The organism is Microbulbifer bruguierae (genome assembly GCF_029869925.1).
In the GTDB taxonomy this organism is placed as follows: domain Bacteria; phylum Pseudomonadota; class Gammaproteobacteria; order Pseudomonadales; family Cellvibrionaceae; genus Microbulbifer; species Microbulbifer bruguierae.
Genome location: NZ_CP118605.1, coordinates 637,533 through 660,262, shown reverse-complemented (window position 1 = coordinate 660,262; position 22,730 = coordinate 637,533). Strand labels below are relative to the sequence as shown.

At 53.7% G+C, this 22,730-nt stretch carries 17 protein-coding genes; 14 read left to right on the top strand and 3 right to left on the bottom strand.

Annotated elements, in window-relative coordinates:
* Positions 1-18 precede the first annotated feature (18 nt).
* The 4 genes from PVT68_RS02825 to PVT68_RS02810 all read left to right on the top strand — a co-directional run bounded on the left by PVT68_RS02825 (position 19) and on the right by PVT68_RS02810 (position 5,122).
* Positions 19-1,650 (top strand): alpha/beta hydrolase, encoded by a 1,632-nt coding sequence (locus tag PVT68_RS02825; RefSeq protein WP_280321081.1) that lies wholly within the window; start codon positions 19-21, stop codon positions 1,648-1,650.
* 85 nt (positions 1,651-1,735) lie between these two features.
* Positions 1,736-2,977 (top strand): lipoprotein-releasing ABC transporter permease subunit, encoded by a 1,242-nt coding sequence (locus PVT68_RS02820; protein WP_280321080.1) that lies wholly within the window; start codon positions 1,736-1,738, stop codon positions 2,975-2,977.
* A gap of 105 nt (positions 2,978-3,082) precedes the next feature.
* A complete protein-coding gene (lolD, locus tag PVT68_RS02815; RefSeq protein WP_280321079.1) occupies positions 3,083-3,832 on the top strand; it encodes a lipoprotein-releasing ABC transporter ATP-binding protein LolD in 750 nt (249 codons plus the stop codon).
* Positions 3,833-3,853: 21 nt separating this feature from the next.
* The gene (locus PVT68_RS02810; RefSeq protein WP_280321078.1) at positions 3,854-5,122 is read left to right on the top strand and encodes a lipoprotein-releasing ABC transporter permease subunit; all 1,269 of its coding nucleotides are present in this window, start codon (positions 3,854-3,856) and stop codon (positions 5,120-5,122) included.
* A gap of 120 nt (positions 5,123-5,242) precedes the next feature.
* On the opposite strand, the gene PVT68_RS02805 is transcribed toward PVT68_RS02810, so the two are convergent.
* Positions 5,243-5,761, bottom strand: a complete 519-nt coding sequence (locus tag PVT68_RS02805; protein ID WP_280321077.1) for a DUF2062 domain-containing protein — start codon at positions 5,759-5,761, stop codon at positions 5,243-5,245.
* 457 nt (positions 5,762-6,218) lie between these two features.
* Between PVT68_RS02805 and PVT68_RS02800 the strand changes: the two genes are divergently transcribed.
* From PVT68_RS02800 to PVT68_RS02760, 9 genes are all read left to right on the top strand, one after another.
* The gene (locus PVT68_RS02800) at positions 6,219-6,929 is read left to right on the top strand and encodes a GntR family transcriptional regulator (RefSeq protein ID WP_280321076.1); all 711 of its coding nucleotides are present in this window, start codon (positions 6,219-6,221) and stop codon (positions 6,927-6,929) included.
* Between the two features lie 16 nt (positions 6,930-6,945).
* Positions 6,946-7,824: a methylisocitrate lyase gene (gene prpB, locus PVT68_RS02795; RefSeq protein WP_280321075.1), complete on the top strand. Its 879-nt coding sequence runs from the start codon at positions 6,946-6,948 to the stop codon at positions 7,822-7,824.
* Between the two features lie 159 nt (positions 7,825-7,983).
* Positions 7,984-9,108: a bifunctional 2-methylcitrate synthase/citrate synthase gene (gene prpC / locus PVT68_RS02790; protein ID WP_280321074.1), complete on the top strand. Its 1,125-nt coding sequence runs from the start codon at positions 7,984-7,986 to the stop codon at positions 9,106-9,108.
* 156 nt (positions 9,109-9,264) lie between these two features.
* Positions 9,265-11,862, top strand: coding sequence for a Fe/S-dependent 2-methylisocitrate dehydratase AcnD (gene acnD / locus PVT68_RS02785; RefSeq protein WP_280321073.1), 2,598 nt, complete (start codon positions 9,265-9,267; stop codon positions 11,860-11,862).
* Between the two features lie 110 nt (positions 11,863-11,972).
* A complete protein-coding gene (prpF, locus tag PVT68_RS02780) occupies positions 11,973-13,151 on the top strand; it encodes a 2-methylaconitate cis-trans isomerase PrpF (protein WP_280321072.1) in 1,179 nt (392 codons plus the stop codon).
* Positions 13,152-13,576: 425 nt separating this feature from the next.
* Complete coding sequence (locus tag PVT68_RS02775) at positions 13,577-14,755, top strand: SIR2 family protein (RefSeq protein WP_280321071.1); 1,179 nt, start codon at positions 13,577-13,579, stop codon at positions 14,753-14,755.
* Positions 14,752-16,611 carry an ATP-binding protein gene (locus PVT68_RS02770; RefSeq protein ID WP_280321070.1) on the top strand — a complete coding sequence of 620 codons (1,860 nt, stop codon included), beginning with the start codon at positions 14,752-14,754 and terminating at the stop codon, positions 16,609-16,611. Before PVT68_RS02775 ends, PVT68_RS02770 begins: the two co-directional genes overlap by 4 nt.
* 393 nt (positions 16,612-17,004) lie before the next feature.
* Entirely contained in the window at positions 17,005-17,775 is a 771-nt protein-coding gene (locus PVT68_RS02765; protein WP_280321069.1) for a hypothetical protein, read from the top strand.
* Between the two features lie 194 nt (positions 17,776-17,969).
* Complete coding sequence (locus PVT68_RS02760; protein ID WP_280321068.1) at positions 17,970-18,986, top strand: IS110 family RNA-guided transposase; 1,017 nt, start codon at positions 17,970-17,972, stop codon at positions 18,984-18,986.
* A gap of 435 nt (positions 18,987-19,421) precedes the next feature.
* Here the strand turns inward: PVT68_RS02760 and PVT68_RS02755 are convergent, their stop codons facing one another.
* Complete coding sequence (locus PVT68_RS02755; protein WP_280321066.1) at positions 19,422-20,504, bottom strand: alpha/beta hydrolase; 1,083 nt, start codon at positions 20,502-20,504, stop codon at positions 19,422-19,424.
* A 130-nt stretch (positions 20,505-20,634) separates the two neighbouring features.
* A complete protein-coding gene (locus tag PVT68_RS02750) occupies positions 20,635-21,744 on the bottom strand; it encodes a hypothetical protein (RefSeq protein WP_280321065.1) in 1,110 nt (369 codons plus the stop codon).
* A 455-nt stretch (positions 21,745-22,199) separates the two neighbouring features.
* Here PVT68_RS02750 and PVT68_RS02745 point away from each other — a divergent pair, with 455 nt between their 5' ends.
* Positions 22,200-22,592, top strand: a complete 393-nt coding sequence (locus tag PVT68_RS02745; RefSeq protein WP_280321064.1) for a transposase — start codon at positions 22,200-22,202, stop codon at positions 22,590-22,592.
* Positions 22,593-22,730: the final 138 nt, after the last annotated feature.

Below are 22,730 nucleotides of genomic sequence, written 5' to 3'. Positions count from 1 at the left end.
CTCTTCGGACATTCACGAATGCGGCTTACGCACTTTTTCTCGACGGCAGGACTGCTGGTCGGCACTATTTTTTTTGCGCTCTCCCTCACTCCATCTCTGATTCCTCGCGAGGGCGTGGTACAGGGGAGCATATCGGGGCTTTCCTTCGCGGCCGGCTACGCGGTTGGCGTCTTTCTGCACTGGCTGTGGCGGTATCTCGAATTGCGCACTCCCGGGGAAGGGTTGCGGCGTGTTTTGCGCTGGGTAATCGGGACCTTCTGCGTGCTACTTGCGCTCGCGTTCCTGTGGCAGGCTGCTGGCTGGCAGAACAGTGTGCGTGCGCTCATGGGGCTTGAAGAGGCGCCGGGAGTAAGGCCGTTAACGATTGCCGTGGTGGCGGCACTGGTATTCCTGTTTTTGCTGCTGATCGCAAAATTGTTCCGGAGACTGTTTTACTTTTTTTCCAACAAGCTGCAGCGTCGGGTGCCCAGGCGTATTGCAACATTTCTGGGGCTCGCCGGGGCCTTTATCCTGTTCTGGGCGGTGTTCAATGATGTGGTCTTGTCCGCGGCCCTGCACAAGGTCGACGGGATTTATCAGCGCCTGGACGCCAAGGTCATGCCGGATATGGCGGTCCCCAGGGATCCACTAAAGGCGGGCAGTCGCGAGTCGCTGTTGCGCTGGCAGGATATGGGGCACCAGGGTCGGCGATATCTGGCGCTTGGCCCCAGTGCGGAAGATATCGCGGAAGTCACTGGCGAGGCCAAAGAGCCTATCCGGGTTTACGTAGGGCTCAATGCGGCGGAGACACCGGCGCAGCGGGCCACATTGGCGCTGGAGGAGCTCAAGCGGGTAGGGGGGTTTGATCGTCCGTATTTGATCCTGATTACCCCCACGGGTACCGGCTGGGTGGACCCGGGAGCGATTAATGCCATTGAATACCTGCTTCATGGCGACGTGGCCAGCGTTGCTGCGCAGTATTCCTACCTGCCGAGTCCGATTGCGCTGATGACGGAAGATGCCTATGGGCGGGAAACCGCCGAGGCCGCATTTCAATCTGTCTACGGTTACTGGAAAACGCTGCCCCGGGAACGGCGCCCGAAGCTCTATCTGTTCGGGTTGAGCCTGGGAGCGCTCAATTCCGATCGTTCCTTTGATTTCTACGACATTATCGACGACCCCTTTCAGGGTGCACTCTGGGCGGGTCCGCCGTTTCGCAGCGACACCTGGCGCCAGGTGACCGCCGAGCGGGATGCCGGGTCTCCCGCCTGGCTGCCGCAATTCGGCGACGGTGCGGTGGTGCGCTTTGGCAACCATTTTGGTGGCTATCAACAGGGCAAAGCACCCTGGGGTGATTTTCGTATCGCTTATCTACAGCATGGCAGCGACCCGATAGTGTTCTTTGATCCCAGTGCGGCCTACCGGCAGCCGGCCTGGATGCAATCCCCGCGCGCGCAGGATGTATCGCCGGATCTGCAGTGGTACCCGATCGTGACCATGCTGCAGCTGGGCATGGACATGCACGCCGGTATTGCGCCCATGGGATTCGGTCACAGCTATGCGCCGGCGGACTATGTGCACGCGTGGTATCAGCTGGTGGCACCACCGGGGTGGGATGAGAAAAAGCTCGGGCGGTTGAAGGAAAAGTTGCTCAAATGGAATCCCCGCTGAATCTGGTGGTCGAAACCGGGAAGCGTTCCTCCAATCGCGCGTAAATACTTGGATTTCTTGGCGTTTTTCCGCTTAAATCAGCCACATGATAAAACCAGTTCCCCTATTTATCGGCCTCCGCTACGTGGCCGCCCGCCGTCGGCAGCAGTTTATCTCCTTTATCAACGGGTTCTCCCTGCTGGGTATGGCACTGGGGGTACTGGCACTGATTGTGGTGACTTCAGTCATGAACGGCTTCGACCGTGAACTGAAAACCCGGATTCTTTCCGTAGTACCCCACGGCTTTGTGGTTTCGGAAGGTGGGCTTGAAGACTGGCCGCAAGCGGCGCAGACGTTGCACCAGCAGCCCCACGTCGTTGCCGCCAGTCCGTTTGTGCGCGGTTTTGCCCTGCTGGGCGCCAACAACCAGTCCCAGGGGGTCGAGTTCCAGGGCGTTGATCCGAAAGCGCTGCGGGACGTATCCGCCGTCGGCGAGCATATGCTGATGGGCAGCCTGGATGCGCTCGAACCGCGCAGCTACCACATCGTCCTCGGCCGTATTCTCGCCCGTCAGCTGGGTGTCATTCCCGGCGACAGCGTTATTCTCACCCTCCCAGAAGTGGTCATTACCCCCGCTGGTATATTCCCCCGAACCAAACGTTTTACCGTGGCCGGTGTGTTTTCCGTGGGCGCGCAGGTAGACCAGAATATGGCACTGATGCACCTGGACGACGCCGCGCGTCTGTTGCGTATGCCTGGCCGGGTACAGGGACTGCAGCTCAAATTTGACGATATGAACAACGCGCTGGGAAGAGTAGAGGGCTACGCCACCGCCCTCGGCGAGGGATTCAGCGGTGAAGACTGGAGTCACTCCCAGGGCAGCCTGTTCCAGGCGGTGAAAATGGAAAAGACCGTTGTCACCCTGATGCTGATGATTATCGTCGCCGTGGCCGCGTTCAATATTGTTTCGGCGCTGGTACTGATGGTTGCTGACAAGCGCTCGGATATCGCGGTGCTGCGCACCCTCGGCCTGACCTCGCGACAGATCATGGCGGTGTTTGTAGTGCAGGGCAGTGCCATCGGCATTATCGGCGCGCTGATTGGCGGCCTGCTGGGAACCCTGATTGCACTGAATCTTACCGATCTCGTCTCCTGGGTTGAAAACGTGGTCGGGATGAAAATATTTGATCCGCGGGTATTTTTTGTCAGCTTCCTGCCGTCCGAATTTCGCACCGGCGATGCCGTGATGGTATTGAGTGCCGCGGTGATCATGAGCCTGCTGGCCACACTGTTTCCGGCCTGGCGCGCGGCCCAAATCGCACCGGCAGAAGCACTGCGTTACGAATAACCCAATATCGTGTAGGAGCCTGCTTGCAGGCGAATCTTAAAGCCTCTGAGGTTTTCGCCTGCAAGCAGGCTCCTACACAAAATCAAATGTGAACAGACGAACCAGATGAACAGCCAAGTGGAAATCAAACCGGAAGAGGCGCTCTCGCCGCCGTCCGCAGAAATCGTGCTGGCCTGTCACCAGCTGCGCAAACTCTACAAGCAGGGCAATAACGAGCTGGAGGTATTGCGCGGCGTCGAACTGCAGGTGCCGAAAGGCGAGCGCCTGGCGATCGTCGGTGCCTCTGGTTCCGGCAAGTCCACGCTGCTGAACCTGTTGGGTGGCCTGGATACGCCAACCACCGGCGAGGTATGGGTGGCCGGCCAGAATCTCGCCACCCTCAATGCCAACGAGCGGGGCTGGCTGCGCAATTCCAGTCTCGGTTTTGTTTATCAGTTTCATCACCTTTTGAATGAATTCACCGCACTGGAAAATGTTGCCATGCCGCTGCTGATCGGCAAGCAGTCAGTGAGCGATGCCCGTGCCCAGGCCCGGGAAATGCTCGAGGCCGTCGGCCTCGGTCAGCGTCTGGAACACAAACCGGCGCAGCTGTCCGGTGGCGAACGCCAGCGCGTGGCCATCGCGCGGGCACTGGTTGCGCGCCCGGCGTGTGTACTGATGGACGAACCCACCGGCAACCTGGACCGCGCGACGGCGAAGGAGATCCACAAGCTGATGGATCGCCTGAATCAGGAAACCGGTATCAGTTTTGTCATTGTTACGCACGATCCCGATCTCGCCGGTGCCCTCGACCGCTGTCTGCACCTGGAAGACGGGCAGCTGGTGCAAGGCTGGCAGCAGGGCGATGGTGTTTAAGGGGAGTGTTTGAGGTGAAGAATGTTTAGACCGCTTCCCGCCTATATCGGCCTGCGTTACGCCGGCGCGCAGCGCAGCGGGCAGGATTCCGCCGGGCTGGTGTCGTTTATTTCCGGCCTGTCCACCATTGGCCTGATTCTCGGGGTCGCCCTGATGATCGTGGTGATGTCGGTGATGAACGGTTTCGACCGCGAGTTACGCGAGCGAATCCTCGGCATCATGCCCCACGCCACCGTGTATAACGCCAGCCCGGATATCGACTGGACGGCAATAAGAGGTGAAGTGGCAGCCATGCCCGGGGTCACCGCCGCCGCGGAAGTGTGGCAGGTCAACGGCCTGGCGAAAAACGGTCTCGACGTAAGCCCGTTGCTGGTACAGGGCATAAACCCCGAAACCATCATCAATGTGTCGACAATTCAGGAATTTCTGCAGCCCGGAAGTTTTGCTGCGCTCACCAGCGACGCCGCCGAGCCCGGTATCATTCTCGGCAAAGGTATTGCCGACAAGCTGGATATCGCGGTGGGAGAGCAGCTTTCGGTGATCGTGCCACAGAGCGGTGACTCGGAAACCGGCGGTCGCGCGGCCGCGCAGCTGGCAGGGTTCAAGGTCGTGGATATTTTCCACTCCGGCACCGCGCTGGATCACTCCCTCGCCCTTGTGGACTGGCAGCAGGCGAAAGCGCTGTCCGGAGGCGCCGGTGGTGCCGGTGTGCAGATGCGGGTTGAGAATATGCTGAAGTCCTTTGTGGTGTTTCAGCAGCTGCTGCGCCAGCTTCCGGTAGAGGGCTTTTATGGCAATGACTGGACCGGAACCCACGGCAATCTCTACCAGGCCATTCAGATGTCCCGTAATCTGGTGGGGCTACTGGTTTTCCTGATTATCGCCATCGCCGCCTTCAATGTGGTTTCCACCCTGGTGATGGTGGTGATCGACAAGCATGGCGATATCGCCATTCTCCGCACCATGGGCGCCAGCACCCGGGAAATTCTGCTGACCTTTGTCAGTCAGGGGGCATTGGTGGGGCTGGTCGGCGTATTGCTGGGTGGCCTGCTGGGCGTGATTGGATCCCTGGTGGTGACCGACCTGGTGTCCGGGCTCGAATCCCTGTTTGGAATCCAGTTCCTGAAGTCGGATGTCTATCCGGTGGACTATCTGCCGTCACAGCTGGAGTGGGGTGATGTTGCGCTGGTGATGGGGGCAGGATTTCTGCTAAGCCTTATCGCCACCCTTTATCCCGCACTACAGGCCAGTCGCGTACAGCCTGCGGCCGCTCTGCGCCAAGACTACTAAACCATCCCGTCATGCCGGAGCAAGTCCGGGATGGCGCGGTAGATCGGTTAGGGGAGTGTCGGAGATGGGCAGGGTTAGGCCTGCCCTCCGCAAGAGACAGATTAATCTGCCCTGATCAGGTTACGTCTTGCGCTGCTCCAGGCGGGCTTTCCAGCGCTTTATCACATGCCATCGCCACACCGCCTGCATCGAGAAATACGCCGCAGTGGCGAAAAATATTCCGCAGATCAGCGAGCCGGAAAACAGCGGCAGCCAGATTTTTCCCACTTCTTCCGTCAACCATTCCCACGACAATTCGATCCTGAAATCCGTGTGTGGGGTGCCGAGCAACCAGGCGCCGAGTTTGTACGTGCTGTAAAAAATGGCCGGCATGGTGACCGGGTTACTGATCCAGACCAGTGCCATGGAGAGTGGCAGGTTGCAGCGAAACCAGAGTGCCAGCAGCGCTGCAATCAGCATCTGGCCGGGCAGGGGAAGGAAACTGGTGAAGATTCCCACCGCAAACGCCACGGAAACCGAGTGACGATTCAGGTGGAACAGGTTTGGGTCGTGCAGCAGCGTACCGAGTATCTTGAGGCCACTATTGGCTCGGACCTGTTCGGGAGTTGGCAGCCAGCGCCTGATAACACTTTTAGGCATGATTCAATTCTGCTCGATACTCTCGGCTTTGCTCTATTCGCGGCGTTGCTGTATTCGCGACTTGCTGTTTTCGAAACAGTGTTTCGAAGCTGTGCCACCGGCAAAGTACTGCTCTGTTTCCCCGGCGAGACCCGGTTAAGGATAAGGTGGTGGAGCAGTCTTTCGTGCGGCGGGTCACGTCGATGGTGCCGGCGCTATTATGCCCATATCGCTATTTCAAGACTACTATTCCTGTCGACAGCCTCACAGGAGTCCGCTGTAGCGTCCCATTGTGGGCTTGTGCACCCGTCCATTCGACGCCGTAAACCGTTTCAAATACTGATATATGACCTTCCAGTCGGTCGCAAAATGTCAATGTGTTGACAAAAATTGCGGTTGACGCTGGAAAAGTGGCTCATTAAGCTTCGTACACCTTAAATGTGTCGACAATCCCGATTTGACACCGGAGCTGATGAATTTGGACCCGACTACTGTGGAAGCGGATACAGCGACCGAGACGCCCAAAAGTGCCCGTGGCTCCCAGAGCCTGGCCGATCGCCTGTTCTTTTCCCTGCGCAAGGAAATTGTTGAAGGGAACATGCCTGCCGGCAGCAAGATCAGCGAGCCGGAACTGGCCCGCCGTTTTGACGCCAGCCGTGGCAGTTTGCGCGAAGCCCTGATGCGCCTCGAATCCCTCGGTCTGTTGGAGCGGCGGGTAAACGTTGGCGCGCGTGTGGTCGAGCTCAGCGAGCGCGGCCTGCTGGAACTCTACGACGTGCGCGAAGCGCTCGAAGGCATGGCCTGCCGTTTGGCCGCGCAGAACCGCTCCGAGGAAGATCTTGTGGAGTTGCGCCAGATGCTGTCGCGACACGAACAGCAGGAAGAACTGCAAAAAGGCACCGCCTACTTCCAGCCGGAAGGGGACTTCGATTTCCACTTCCGCATCGTGCAGGCCTCCAATAACGACCTGCTGATCGACACCCTCTGCAACAAACTCTATTACCGCGTGCGCATGTACCGCTACCAGCTGGGTATGGCGAGCCCGCGCGCGCATCGTGCCTTTCGTGAGCACAGCCACATCATCGACGCCATCGAAGCGGGCGATGGAGAACTGGCAGAAATCCTGATGCGCCGCCATATCCGCGCGTCGCGCAGCAATATCGAAAACAAACTTTCCCGACAGAATTAACGAGAGAAGACAGCTTATGAGCAGACCAGAATCCGCCGGCGCACGCTTTCGCCTGGCTCTGAAAGAAAACCAGCCGCTGCAGGTAGTGGGCACCATCAACGCCTACACCGCCATCATGGCCGAGCGCATCGGCCACCAGGCGATCTACCTCTCCGGTGCGGGCGTTGCCAATGCCTCCTACGGTCTGCCGGATCTGGGCATGACCAGCCTGGATAACGTGCTGGAAGACGTGCGCCGCATTACCGCCGCCACCAGCCTGCCGCTGCTGGTGGACATCGATACCGGCTGGGGGGGTGCGTTCAATATCGCCCGTACTATTAAAGAGATGATCCGCGCTGGCGCCGCCGCCGTGCACATCGAAGACCAGGTAGCGCAGAAGCGCTGCGGCCACCGCCCGAACAAAGAGATCGTTTCCAAAGACGAAATGGTCGACCGCATCAAGGCTGCGGTAGACGCGCGCACCGACGATGACTTCTTCATCATGGCCCGCACCGACGCCTTCGCACAGGAAGGTCTGGAAGCTGCCATCGAGCGCGCCCAGGCGTGCATCGAAGCCGGTGCCGACGGCATCTTCGCCGAAGCCGTGACCGAGCTGGAACACTACCGCGCGTTCAAAGACGCACTGAATGTACCGATCCTGGCCAACATCACCGAGTTCGGCCAGACAAAACTGTACAACAAGGCAGAACTCGCGGAATCCGGTGCTGACATGGTGCTGTACCCGCTGTCTGCCTTCCGTGCCATGAACAAAGCCGCGGAAAACGTCTACACCAGCATCTTGGCCAATGGCGACCAGCAGGCCGTGGTAGACACCATGCAGACCCGCGCCGAACTGTACGACTACCTGAACTACCACGAGTTTGAAGACAAGCTCGATGCCTTGTTCAAAAAATAGAGCAATCACCCTGTAGGAGCCTGCCCTGCAGGCGAACCGAACCGCACTCCGGACCGTTCGCCTGCAAGGCAGGCTCCTACAAAACCACCGAATCCAAACCCGTAGGGTGGACAAGCAAAGCGCATCCACCATCAACAAAGCGATAAAGGGGAATTAGAGATGGCAGAGAAAAAAGTTGGCGGAGCAGGCCTGCGTGGCCAGGTAGCTGGTAAAACCGCACTTTCCACCGTGGGCGTATCCGGCTCCGGCCTGACCTACTGCGGCTACGACGTAAAAGACCTGGCAGAAAACTGCGAGTTCGAAGAAGTCGCCTACCTGATTTTCAACGGCGAACTGCCCACCGCAGCCCAGCTGGCGGACTACAAAGGCATCCTCAAAACCATGCGCGGCCTGCCCGTGGCGCTGCGCGAAGTGCTCGAGCGCATCCCCGCCGGCGCACACCCGATGGACGTCATGCGCACCGGCTGCTCCATGCTGGGCAACCTCGAAGGCGAAGAGTCCTTCGACCAGCAACAGGACCGCGCCAACCGCCTGCTGGCCGCGTTCCCGTCCATCATCTGTTACTGGTACCGCTTCACGCACGACGGCGTGCGCATCGAAACCGAAACCGATGACGACTCCATCGGCGGCCACTTCCTGCACATGCTGCGCGACGAGAAGCCGAACGACCTGCACGCACAGGTAATGAACGTCTCCCTGATCCTGTACGCAGAGCACGAGTTCAACGCCTCCACCTTCACCGCGCGCGTATGTGCCTCCACCCTGTCTGACCTGTTCAGCTGCATCACAGGCGCTATCGGCTCCCTGCGCGGCCCGCTGCACGGCGGCGCCAACGAAGCAGCCATGGAACTGATCGAGAAGTTCTCCTCTGCCGACGAAGCAGAAAAAGAACTGATGGGCATGCTGGAGCGCAAGGAAAAGATCATGGGCTTCGGCCACGCGGTCTACACCGAATCCGACCCGCGCAACGCCATCATCAAACAGTGGTCCGAGAAACTGGCTGCCGACGTTGGCGACGACGTGCTGTACCCGGTATCCGTACGCTGCGAAGAAGTCATGTGGCGCGAGAAGAAGCTGTTCTGTAACGCCGACTTCTTCCACGCCTCCGCGTACCACTTCATGGGCATTCCCACCAAGCTGTTTACGCCGATCTTCGTCATGTCCCGCGTAACCGGCTGGGCCGCCCACGTATTTGAACAGCGCGCCGACAACCGCATCATCCGCCCAAGCGCGGAATACACCGGTCCAGAACTGCGCAAGGTAACCCCGATCGCCGAGCGCTAATCGGGAGCCGCCTGTAGGAGCCTGCTTGCAGGCGAACAGCAACGGAGCACCGGACTGTTCGCCTGCAAGCAGGCTCCTACAAGGTAATCCCTCGCCGGCAACGCCGAGCTCCAGTTCGGCAAACACTCAAAGCCAAGATTCCCTTTGGTGAAATAAATGAACACCGAATACCGCAAAAAACTCCCCGGCACAGACTTAGATTATTTCGACACCCGCGAGGCCGTCGAAAACATCCAGCCGGGCAGCTATGAAAAACTACCGTATACCTCCCGTATCCTGGCAGAAAACCTCGTGCGCCGTTGCGAGCCAGAAATGCTCACCGACGCCCTCAAACAGCTGATCGAACGCAAACGCGACCTCGACTTCCCCTGGTTCCCCGCGCGCGTCGTCTGCCACGATATTCTCGGCCAGACCGCACTGGTGGACCTCGCCGGCCTGCGCGACGCCATCGCCGAAAAGGGCGGTGACCCCGCCAAAGTAAACCCGGTCGTGCCCACCCAGCTGATCGTCGACCACTCCCTGGCCGTCGAACACCCCGGTTTTGAAAAAAACGCGTTTGAAAAAAATCGCGAAGTGGAAGAGCGCCGCAACGAAGACCGCTTCCACTTCATCAACTGGACCAAAACCGCGTTTGAAAACGTCGACGTAATTCCGCCCGGTAACGGCATCATGCACCAGATTAACCTGGAGAAAATGTCTCCGGTGGTGCAGGTGAAAAATGGTGTGGCCTTCCCGGATACCTGCGTCGGCACCGACAGCCACACCCCGATGGTGGATGCGCTCGGCGTAATCTCCGTGGGCGTGGGCGGTTTAGAGGCCGAAAGCGTCATGCTCGGCCGCGCCTCCTACATGCGCCTGCCCAACATCGTCGGCGTCGAGCTGACCGGCAAACTGCAGCCCGGCATCACCGGTACCGACATGGTACTGGCGCTGACCGAATTCCTGCGCCGCGAGCGAGTAGTGGGTGCGTATCTCGAATTCTACGGCGAAGGCGCCTCCAGCCTGAGCCTGGGCGACCGCGCCACCATCGCCAACATGACACCCGAATACGGCGCCACTGCCGGCATGTTCGCCATCGACGAGCAGACCATCGACTACCTGAAGCTCACCGGCCGCGACGACGATCAGGTAGCGCTGGTAGAAAAATTCGCGAAAGAAACCGGCCTGTGGGCGGATTCTTTGAAAGACGCCGAATACGAGCGCGTGCTCAAGTTCGACCTGTCTTCCGTCACCCGCAACCTGGCCGGCCCGTCCAACCCGCACGCACTGCTGCCGGTATCCGAACTGGCGAACCGCGGTATTGCGAAAGAATGGAAGGAAGAAGAGGGCCTGATGCCCGACGGCGCGGTGATCATTGCCGCGATCACCAGCTGCACCAACACCAGCAACCCGCGCAACATGATTGCCGCGGGCCTGATTGCACGCAACGCCAACAAGCTCGGCCTGACCCGCAAGCCCTGGGTGAAAACCTCCCTGGCTCCGGGTTCCAAAACCGTAAAAATGTACCTGGAAGAAGCCGACCTGCTGCCGGAACTGCAGCAACTGGGCTTCGACGTGGTCGCGTTCGCCTGCACCACCTGTAACGGCATGAGTGGCGCGCTGGACCCGGTCATCCAGAAAGAAGTGATCGACCGCGACCTGTACGCCACCGCCGTACTGTCCGGCAACCGCAACTTCGACGGCCGTATCCACCCCTACGCCAAGCAGGCGTTCCTGGCTTCGCCGCCGCTTGTGGTTGCCTACGCCATCGCCGGCACCATCCGCTTCGATATCGAGAAAGACACCCTGGGTTACGACAAAGACGGCAACCCGGTCACCCTGAAAGATATCTGGCCGAGCGACGAAGAGATCGACGCGATCGTCAAACAGAGCGTGAAGCCCGAGCAGTTCCGCGAGGTCTACATCCCGATGTTCGATTTGGCCAAGGCCGAATCCGAGAAGGGCGACCCGCTGTACAACTGGCGCCCGCAGAGCACCTACATCCGCCGCCCGCCGTACTGGGAAGGCGCGCTCGCCGGTGAGCGCGCGCTGAAGGGTATGCGCCCGCTGGCAGTGCTGGGTGACAACATCACCACCGACCACCTGTCGCCGTCCAACGCAATCCTGGCCAGCAGTGCCGCCGGTGAATACCTGGCGAAAATGGGCCTGCCGGAAGAGGACTTCAACTCCTACGCCACCCACCGCGGCGATCACCTGACCGCCCAGCGCGCCACCTTCGCCAACCCGAAACTGTTGAACGAAATGGTGCGCAACGAAAATGGTGAAGTGAAGCAGGGCTCGCTGGCCCGCGTCGAGCCGGAAGGCCAGGTCACCCGCATGTGGGAAGCCATCGAAACCTACATGGACCGCAAGCAGCCGCTGATCATCATCGCCGGCGCCGACTACGGCCAGGGTTCGTCGCGCGACTGGGCCGCCAAAGGCGTGCGCCTTGCCGGTGTGGAAGCGATCGTGGCGGAAGGCTTCGAGCGCATTCACCGCACCAACCTGATCGGTATGGGCGTGGTGCCGCTGGAATTCCTGCCGGGCATCACCCGCACGACTCTCGGCATCGACGGTACCGAAACCTATGACGTGGTCGGCGAGCGCACCCCGGGCGCAACCCTGACCCTGCTGATTCACCGCAAAAACGGTGAGACCGTAGACGTGCCAGTGAAATGCCGCCTGGATACCGCAGAAGAAGTTTCCATCTACGAGGCCGGCGGTGTACTGCAGCGCTTCGCCAAGGACTTCCTCGAAGCCGAAGCCCAAGCCTGATAAGCACCTCTCTGTAGGAGCCTGCTTGCAGGCGAACAGTTCAACCCTCCGAACCGTTCGCCTGCAAGCAGGCTCCTACAACCAAAAAAACATTCTCGCGAGACTCTTAAATGACCTTCGCACCCCAGATCAAAGTCCCCGCCACCTACATGCGCGGCGGCACCAGTAAAGGCGTCTTCTTCCGCCTGCACGACCTCCCGCAATCTGCACAGGTTCCGGGCGCCGCGCGCGACAACTTCCTGCTGCGGGTGATCGGCAGCCCCGATCCCTACGGCAAGCAGACCGACGGCATGGGTGGAGCCACCTCCAGCACCAGCAAAACCGTCATCCTGTCGAAGAGCGAGCAGCCGGAACACGACGTGGATTACCTGTTCGGCCAGGTCTCCATCGACAAGCCGTTCGTGGACTGGTCCGGCAACTGCGGCAACCTCACCGCCGCCGTCGGTGCCTTCGCCATCAACAGCGGTTTCGTCGATGCCGCGCGCGTGCCAGCGGACGGCATCTGCACCGTGCGCATCTGGCAGGCCAACATCAAAAAAACCATCATCGCCCACGTACCCATCACCAATGGGGAAGTACAGGAGACCGGTGACTTCGAACTGGACGGCGTCACCTTCCCGGCGGCCGAAGTGCAGATCGAATTCATGGACCCGGCGGATGGGGAAGGGGCCATGTTCCCCACCGGCAACCTGGTGGACGACTTGGAAGTGCCCGGCGTCGGCACCCTGAAAGCCACCATGATCAACGCCGGCATCCCGACCATCTTCGTCAACGCCGCGGATATCGGTTACACCGGTACCGAACTGCAGGAAGCCATCAACGGTGACGACAAGGCCCTGGCCATGTTCGAAACCATCCGCGCCCACGGCGCGGTAAAGATGGGGCTGATCGCAAAGGTGGAAGAGGCAGCCGCCCGCCAGCATACCCCCAAGGTCGCGTTCGTCGCGGCACCCAAGGGCTATGCCGCCTCCAGCGGCAAGCAAGTGGGTGCGGGTGAAATCGACCTGCTGGTGCGCGCGCTCTCCATGGGCAAACTGCACCACGCCATGATGGGCACCGCCGCGGTTGCCATCGGCACCGCCGCCGCCATTCCCGGCACTCTGGTCAATCTGGCCGCAGGGGGCGGGGAGCGCAGCGTGGTGAACTTCGGCCATCCGTCCGGCACCTTGCGGGTTGGCGCGGAAGCGGAAATCGTCAACGGGCAGTGGACGGCTACCAAGGCCATTATGAGCCGCAGTGCGCGCATTCTGATGGAAGGCTGGGTACGGGTGCCTGGTGATTGTTTCTAGTTCACCTTGCAGTAGAAGCCACTAATGGCAGTGATAACTGTCTAAGCTGACTTCGGAAATTTAAAAGCGAGCCTCAAATGAGGCTCGCTTTTTTTTGCCTACGATTCTTGCTTAATATTTGAGCGTGGTTCAACGGGTGCTCATGGGGAAGGGTGGTATCTAAAATGCTAAATTCTCCGCAGATATGCAAATCCATTGACTTAAAAGGGGATTCGCATAGTATCGGGCGCAGCTATATCCATATGTATAAAAATGCTGCGCCATATTTTTTGGAAAGTAATCTCAGTCATCGCAACTGATTGATTAAATAGGTTGTTTTGGTCTGCTGATGGACAATTGATCGCAGTATTAACAAGAAGCAAATTATTCAGCCTTGTCTGTTTAGCAAACCGATCGGCCTTAACGCAGAGGGAACCCAAAGCTCAATGGACTCAGTAACAAGAGATACTCTGACCCAACTCGATAATCTCTTAGCCGCAAGTAATCAATCGTGGCTATTCGGAGCGGGGATCAGTCTTGATGCAGGTATTCCCCTGATGTGGCCGCTAACTGAACGAGTATTCAGTAAGGCACAGGATGAGGGGGAGCCGAGTGATATACAGGTTCTCGAATTCGTAAAAAAACAGCTTTCTGAAGATTCACATATCGAACACATTTTGAGCCAGCTAGGGGATCATCGTGCGATTGCCGATCGATCCAAGGACAGAGTGGTCAGATTCGACGAGGTGATTCTCTCTGTAGAAGATCTCGATAACCTGCACCAAAGAATTCTGAGGTGGATTGCCGAGACGATCCGATGGGGATACGTGCCAGCTAAGGCAGGCGGTGATCCGGAAAAAATCGGATCGCTAGAAAATCGAATCGTTATCATCGACCACCATGCAGCATTCGTCTCATCTCTATTCAATCGAAGCCAAGCTGGAGTAGCAGAACGCCGGAGAGCTGTCCGGCTTTTTACCACCAACTATGACACGCTCCTTGAGGATGCGCTTGCTTTAGGCGGCTTCTCATACTGGGACGGATTTGCAGGCGGCGCAGTTGCGTATCGAAATCATAGGTATGGCGATGAAGAGCCAAACCTAAGAGATCGTGCTCATGTAATCAAACTTCACGGGTCGATTGACTGGCACTTGGGAGAAGATGGGCGTGTCTGGAGAGTCCGCGACGGTGACATTTATCCGAAGAAAGCTTCGCGAGTTCTTATATATCCACAATCGACCAAATATTTAGCGACTCAACGTGACCCATTCGCTGCTCAATTCGATCTATTCCGCCGGGCCATTGGTTCACATGAGGAAAATATTCTTGCAACTTGTGGCTATAGTTTTGGCGATGAACATATTAATCAAGAGATAGAGCTAGCACTTCAGCGACCGGAGAACAAAACTACGCTACTTGCCTTCGCTCAGAAGCTTAATCCTACGCTTGAAAAATGGAGGATGGGAGCCTGGGGAAAACGTGTTTATGTGATTAGTGAAGATGGGTTGTTTGTCGGGGCAGGCGGCCCTTATTCCCCCCCGACTGCCGATAGAAATCGAGATTGGTGGACCTTTTCTGGAGTTACCAAATTGTTAAATAGCGGTGCGGAGGCCAGCGTGCGATGAATACGTTTGACCTTATTCCAGACTTGAAGATCGGTCATATTGTCGAAGTTTCTGGTACTTCGATCCGAGTGGAATTATCGGGGGATGTCACTGAACTCACTCGAACCTACGAAGGACGAGTCTATCCCATAGGACAGATCGGGAGTATCGTTAAAGTCCACTTTGGTAGGCGTTTGGTTTTCGGATTTGTGACCTTGTTGCGTATGCGGTCCGAGGAATTGCATGAGATCACGAAGCCCATTCCGCCTGATGCTGATCAGCGGCTGATGGAGGTAGAGCTATTTGCCGAGGGGGTCTGGAATTCTGCAGGCCAAGAGTTACGGTTCGTCCGAGGTGTTACGACCTATCCGTTGCCCCGCCAGAGTGTGCATTTGCTCACTCGTGAGGAGACCACGCAGATTTATTCGGCTGCCGAAGGGCAGCAGACGCAGGGAGAATATTCTCCGCTCGTTCCTTTTGCTCATTACGTCGGAGCCGACAATACTGTTTGTCGCGCAAACGTAGATAAGATGCTTGGCATGCATTGTGCCGTGCTCGGATCGACTGGATCTGGAAAGTCTGGTGCAGTTGCCGCTTTGCTTCATAGTATGCTGGAGCATGCCCCAGAGCCGGGCGCAGTGAGTCATCCGCGGCTCCTTATCATTGATCCCCATGGTGAGTATGGCCATGCGTTTAATGATCGTGCAATCGTATATCGAGCCTATGATCCGCTGGGAAATGAAGAAACCACTGGTTCCCCGATAAGCTTACCGTATTGGCTAATGTCAGCGGATGAGTTCAGGCGACTTGTAATTGGCAAAACTGAGCATGAGGCGACTTCACAAAACAACGTAATCTATAAAGCGTTGACTCACGCGCGTATGGTGGCAACCGGTTTGGTTGATCCAGCTCCCACTACCTACGATGTACCTATTCCAGCAGATGGCGGTGATCCTGATGCCTTGCGTCCGAAAGCTGGCATTAGCATGGAGCAGTTGATTGAATTTGATAGAGATAAGCCTCGTTGTTTTAGTTTGGAGGAAGTCAAGAATCATATTGAGTTTCTTCAAGCGGCACGACTGAAAAGAGGGGCTCAGAATACAGAAAGAGTTCCGCCTGGTGATTTCACGAAGGACTTCAAATCGATCTTAGACAAATTATCGATGCTCCGTCGCGATCCGAGAATTCAGTTTATGATGCAGGAATGGAGCGCTGACTCTCCATTGCTAGAGCATATTATTGCCCAGTTGGTTGGGCAGATCCAAGGTGAAGGAGGCGTTGATCAGGACATCCGGATTCTGGATATTTCTGGTCTTCCGAATGAAGTGGCAGGACCTCTTACTGCTATGCTTGCCCGCCTGTTATTCCAGTATAAGGTTTACCAGACCAGTGACGAGAGGAAGCGTGATCCAGTCGTCTTGGTTTGTGAGGAAGCCCACCGGTATGTCCCCGACAGGGGCGAAGCTGAGTATGCGGCAGCACAAACCGCTATTCGCCGTATCGCTCGGGAGGGGCGAAAGTATGGCATAGGTCTGATGCTCGTGAGCCAGCGACCAGCAGATGTTGAAAGTACCGTAATTTCTCAATGCGGTACTTGGCTCGTTTTAAGGCTTACAAATGCAGCAGATCAGCAGCATGTTTCTCGTTTCCTTCCGGATGGTCTATCGGGAATGACGAGAGCTCTACCGAATCTCGCTCAGCAAGAAGCGATATTTGTTGGCGAGGGTGCTGCGATTCCTGCTCGAGTTCGAATTCGAGATCTCGCTGAGCGACAATTGCCTAAATCAGAGACGGCAAAATTTGCAAAGGGGTGGGTTCTTGATCGACTCACGGAAGAAGAGATTGCAGCAGTAGCAACCCGAATGGCTGGGAATTAATCTTATCGGCCTTGTGAGTCAAACGACAAATAAGGTCAGATCAGCTTTTTGGTATTAATGTGATTGTGTTATGTGTTGCCGAAATGTTGATCTGCCTCCATTTATTTTAAGTTCCATTTGTTTATTTTTTTAGTTCGGACTTATTTGAGGTTTATACCTTCGTAGGGGACCTAAGCAATTGACTTAAAGTGGAAATCACATGGTGTCAAAATTAGCTTTATCCAAACCTGTAAAGATGTCGTGCTTTATGATTTTCTTGAAAAGTCACTTTAAGCTGCGTGGTTGGTTGATGGTTAAAGTTTAATTCAATTAAACATTATTGGATGCAGATATAGCAGGGGCTGAAAATATAGCAGAACCTGAATATTAGGCTGTTAACTTTCGGGGCAAGGAATGAAACCACAGTTTTCAGAATTTACTTATGGATATACCTTGGTAGAGGAGTTGTCCAGAGATTACGGTTTCAGCGCTGTTCCAGTTTTTCCTTCTCTTTTGGAAGAAGGGCGAACGGGTGGTGGTTACGATGCTAAGCTAGGAATAAAAGGATTACCGTTTTTTCTGCAATTTAAGAGATCTGACTTTCTGGGTCGCTCAAATTCTAAGTATCACGCCGCGTTTGGTGGTCCCTATTATCGATTCCATCTTCACGCGCGGAGACATTCTGTACAGCATGACTTGCTGCTTCAGCTAGAGTCGTATGGAAACCCAGTTTTTTATGTAGCTCCAAAATTCCACAAAAATAGTGAGCTACATGATAGTTATTTTGGTTCATCTATTTCTAAAAACTCCATTTGGGTTGCGCCAACTGAAATCGGAAAGCTTCCTGATGATAATGAGCATTCAGTTTGTTTTGATCGCTTGGCTTCTAAAACCTATTTTTGTTCGGAGCCAAGACCTATCGAAATTCGAATGAACTTCGAAAAGGGTAATGTTGAAGAATACGTAAGCTGGTTTAGACAAAGAGATGGATTCATCCGTTTTCATAAAGAAAGCTGGCAAGATCTTTATTCCAAAATGGAGTATGTATTTAGGACGCGTGATCGTGTTGGGTTTGCCAAACTATCCAGGTATTTAGATGAAGAAGAGAGTATCGTTATCAAAGCAGGGAGGCTGTCCCGCTTGGCCTTTGGGGCCGACATGGTGAATAATTGGGTCACCCATTAGCACCCACTGAGTTTTCCATCCATTAGTCTATGGCCATACCATAATAAATGGGGTCAGATCAACATTATGGCGTTACTTCCATTTGAGCTATTTAGTGTCAAAAAGTTGATCTGATAATCATCTAGCCGGCTCCCTCCGTAAGTGCCAACATCGAGTTTCCACACTTGATCTATCACTCACAGGGGAGCCGAACGATGAAACTATATTGCGGAATCGATTTACACTCCAATAATTCTGTAGTTGTGGTTATTGATGAACAGGACAAACTCGTTCTGAGCAGAAAATGTCCAAATGATATATCTGTGATTCTTGGGCAGTTATCTCCGTTCTCAGAAGATATTCAGGCAGTTGTAGTCGAGTCAACCTACAACTGGTATTGGCTCGTTGATGGCTTAGAAGATGCGGGATTCCATGTGAAACTGGCTAATACCGCGGCAATTCAGCAATACAGTGGAATCAAACACACAGACGATAAATCCGATGCTCGCTTTCTGGCAAACCTTCTCAGGTTAGATATATTGCCCGCAGGCCATATCATGCCCAGGGAGCAGCGGCACATCAGGGACTTACTGAGAAAGCGTTCACTACTGATCAAACAGCGCACCATGCTTAATCTGAATCTTCAGGGAATGATCGCCCGTCATACCGGGACGCAATTGAGTGCCAATCAAATGAAAAGACTGGACCACAAAGGCATTGAAGACCTGATGGCTGAGCAGGTCGTCAGAGACTCGGCCATGATTAATTTGATGCAAATCGAAGCGATAAATAAATCAGTCAAACTACTGGAACAGCGAGTTTCCGGATACTGCGTCAAAACCAAGGAAAACAAATTATTACAAAGCATACCTGGGGTTGGCCAGATACTGTCTCAAATGATCGCGCTGGAGTCCGGCAGTATGGACCGATTCTCTGATGTAAGGAATTACTCGTCGTATGTTCGTTGCGTACCCAGCAGGAAGATTAGCAACGGCAAAACCAAAGGCTCCGGCAATAGAAAGAACGGTAACCCTTGGCTTGCCTGGGCCTTCATGGAAGCTGCCCACCTCAGCGCAATCTGGAGCCCAGAAATTAAGAAGTACTACCAGCGCAAAGCGTCCAAGACCCATATATTGGTCGCCAAAAAGTCGGTAGCCAACAAACTAGCGAGGGCGGTATATCACATGTTGAAACAGAATACGGTTTTCGACGTGAAACGCGCTTTCGCATGATTTGCGCCCTTGTCGCAGATCAAAATGGGGTAGGACAAAGAGCCAACTACTCTGAATATCGCGATAAGGGCCTCTAACAGCAATCGCTGTCACGAAGTGCCCTGGTGCCGAGCCATTTAAGGGGTGGCCCTCGAGGCCAAGATTCTGTAATTAAATTAGGACGGCGGCAGGTACTGATGATTTTCTGGTGCACAGAGTGCAACGGGCGAGGTGCTACACCTGAGAGTGCAGCATTTCCAAATGCCTAGATCCAGATGGGTGACTGAAGCACTTCCACAGAAGCAGCTTCTCCTATAGAAATTTCAGGCGCATGGGCGGACACGGTTGTCAGATAATGGGCGATAGCCTAGAGAGCTTTTCGCCCAGTTGACGGGAGCCGGCTAATGGGTGACCCCATTTATTTCAGTAACTACTTCATTTATTTCAGTAACTACTTTACTTTACATCAACGCCAAGGTCCGAGAGCATCAACTTAAAATTTTCATTCTCAATGTATTTGTCGAATTTGTGACTTTTTGTTTCCGAAAAATCATAGGATTGTATAATTCCATAATGCGCTTTTAGTTTTTCTCCAGATTTTTCATCGAACCCTAAGTCTGTAGGATTGAATTTTCCCGAAACATTAGGCTTATCTAAGAATTTCTTAAGCACTTTGTCATTTGGATTTACGGTGTAGCTAATTTTGGTTAGTTGATCACCAAATTCCCTGTAAGACATTTTTGTTAGGTGGTCGGGCACTCTAAAATCTACATCACCAATTGCCGGAGCCAACATTAATAATTTAATTATATTTTTATTGTCCTGTAGACGTTCAGTTTGATAAACATCTACTGTGTGAAATTCTAGTGTGTCCTCAGCAAATTCTTTGCTATAAGGGGGGTTGCTTAGTGCGCTTAATGCAACCGATGCTCCGCGACTGTGGCTGATGATGATGATTTCCTTATTTTCTATCAAATTTAAAATATCTCGAAGCCCCTCGGAACCCGCTAGCTGACTGTAACCGGTAGCTCTAAACCATATTTTGGCATCACCCCAGAGTGAACTTTTTGAAACAAGGCCGTCCCAGAAAAATTCAATCACAACGTCATTTTCCTGGAATTCTATATGGTTTTTAATTGTGTCATAGTTGTTCCTAGAAGTTTTGGCATCATTATTGTAGCCGTGAACTAATATATAGACTCGATTGGCGTCCTCCAATTTAACTCTCATATTCTCAAGGATTTGAGCTTCTTTTATAGATAGATTTTCAACAGCATCATTTCCCTTTGAGGCTGCAGTGGCTATCAGAGAGTAATGGATATTCCAGCAATAAATTTTACAGGGCGATCCGTTCTCCTTTTTCCAGTTGGGTGGGTAGAAAGTTCCATTTTGATCGACAAACGCATTAAAATTTCTCGAAGAAACTTCATTTGGGTTATTCATCTCGGAGGTCTTCAGAGTGTCGGGTGTATTATGTATTGCACACCCAACAATCGTGAATAATAGAGCACCCACAACAGTAGTAATCTTTAAACTCATTAAATACTCTCCATGTTGTATTTATCATCTTATGAAATAAGATTGACGGCAGTTATTGGTTTTAGAATTGCATCAGGTGGCCCGTAGCGATGAGAATTGCCGGTGATTGCGCGCCGGCTTGAGGTTATTTTTAAAACAGTTTTAGGCTTTTAGTAATTGAGATAGAGCTAATGGTCTCGCCGACTCCTTGAGTAGTTTTATACTGCAAATAGTAATCATCTGCGAAATGAGTCAAAAAAGAATATGTGGTCGAATATTTTTGATCTAATAGTTGGCCAAAGCTATTATCAATGTCGCCGCTATAATCGTTATGTGATCTCTCGATACCAAAATATCCGATTTCAGTTTCGAAAATGATGCTGGCGGAGCTTTGTAATATTTCGCTATCCAACTCTATTTTTTCTCCATTTTCAGAAACGTCTGATTTTAGCCATGCCTGAGAAACTGATGCTCCGATTACTACATTAAATTTATCTGAACTAATGTATCTAAATGCCGTAGATACCCCAAAGCTGCCGTCACCCCCGCCTTGAAGAAATTCATTTACAGCCTTGTTTGGCTCAGATGATTCCAGACCGGTCGCTAAATTTACACTTGCGCCATAAAACCAACGATATTTTGACTTTAGGTTAACTGGTACCGGGAGCCAGCTGGATAGTTGAATTTGAGGCGTGAGTTTTCCGTCTTCGCCAACGGTTGCTATTGATGGGTTGGCAACGAGTGGGGCTATCTGTACATGTTTTTCTTTTTCTAATTCCTCTTTTTCTTCTCTAACGAATTCAATATCTCGCTCCGCTTTACCTAATTTTTGGTCGAGGTAAGTGGTCAGATCTGAGGTGCTGACCGTTTCGTTTTCGTCTAGGGATTTTTGTATGGTAATTTTTTCAAGAAGTTTTACTGAGAATTCAGAATTGAACGCTTTTAAGTAAGGATTATTTGAGAGAAATTCTTTTTCATTGTTTTCGTGTTCTCTCCTTAGTTCGTCAAATCCTTTTGAGCTGGCTAAGCTCAATTTTAAAAGTACGTTTTTGTATTTTTGGGTTTGTTCTAGCTCTTCATTTTTTGTTTCATACTCCAATACCCAGTTATCTCTTGCCAATTGGTAGTTGGAGCCAAATCCGTACTTTTCGGAGCCCCGCGTGGCTTCAAGACTAGCGACGTCGATAGCAAAGGTTTGTAGTGAGGCTAAGGTACTTAAAAGAGTAATAGCGAGTTTGGTAAGGTTGACTGATGATTTCATTGATAACAATCCATGTATTAAAGATAATTAATTTACGATATGTGGGATCATATGTGAACAAATTAGCTTTGCAAGTATCAATTATTATTATTTTTATCAAGATAACAGGCCTTTAGTGGTGGTGAAAATTAGCCCCAAAGGGTCATTAGAAAACCTGCAGGATCTCAAGGTTGGCAAATCTTATATGGAATCTGATGGGTCAGATCAACATTATGACATTCATTACCATCCGCTGATTTTTCATCCTATTAGTCTTTAGGCATAACAAATAGGAATGGGAAAGTTCGAAGGCCAGATTACCGCGCCTCGGTCCTGCGGGGATTCCGCAGCATGTCATACCGCGCGGTAACAACCCGCAAGTTTGTTTCTGTCCAGAGCAGGATATGATCGCCTACTTCGGTTGGCTAAAACACTAGGCAACGGAGTTCGATATTCAGGTACATGCCTGGGTATTGATGACCAACCACGTCCACCTGCTGGTAACTCCGCATTCTGATCAGGGTGTTAGCAGGATGATGCAGGCCCTTGGGCGTATTTATGTGCGTTACTTCAATCGGGAATATCGGCGTTTGGGAACCCTGTGGGAGGGGCGCTACAAATGCTGTCAGGTTCAGAGTGAAGATTATCTTTTGCAGTGCTATCGGTATATCGAACTTAATCCGGTACGCGCAGGCATGGTGTCGGATCCGGGCGAGTATTTCTGGTCGAGCTATGGCTGCAATGGGCTGGGCAGGTCATCCAGCTTGCTTACGCCACACATGCAGTACCTGGCTCGGCCGCTACCCGAAGCAGCGCAAGGAGCGCTACCGGGCACTGTTCCGGCATGCACTGGATGCGCCCGCTCTTGACGAAATCCGGGGCTCCTTGAATAGGGGGTTAGCACTGGGCAGTGATCGGTTCAAAGAGGAAATCGAGAAACAGTTTGCCCGGCGGGTGAGGCAAGCAACGCTGGGTCGGCCGCGCATAGCCTTGCCGTAAATGTCGGT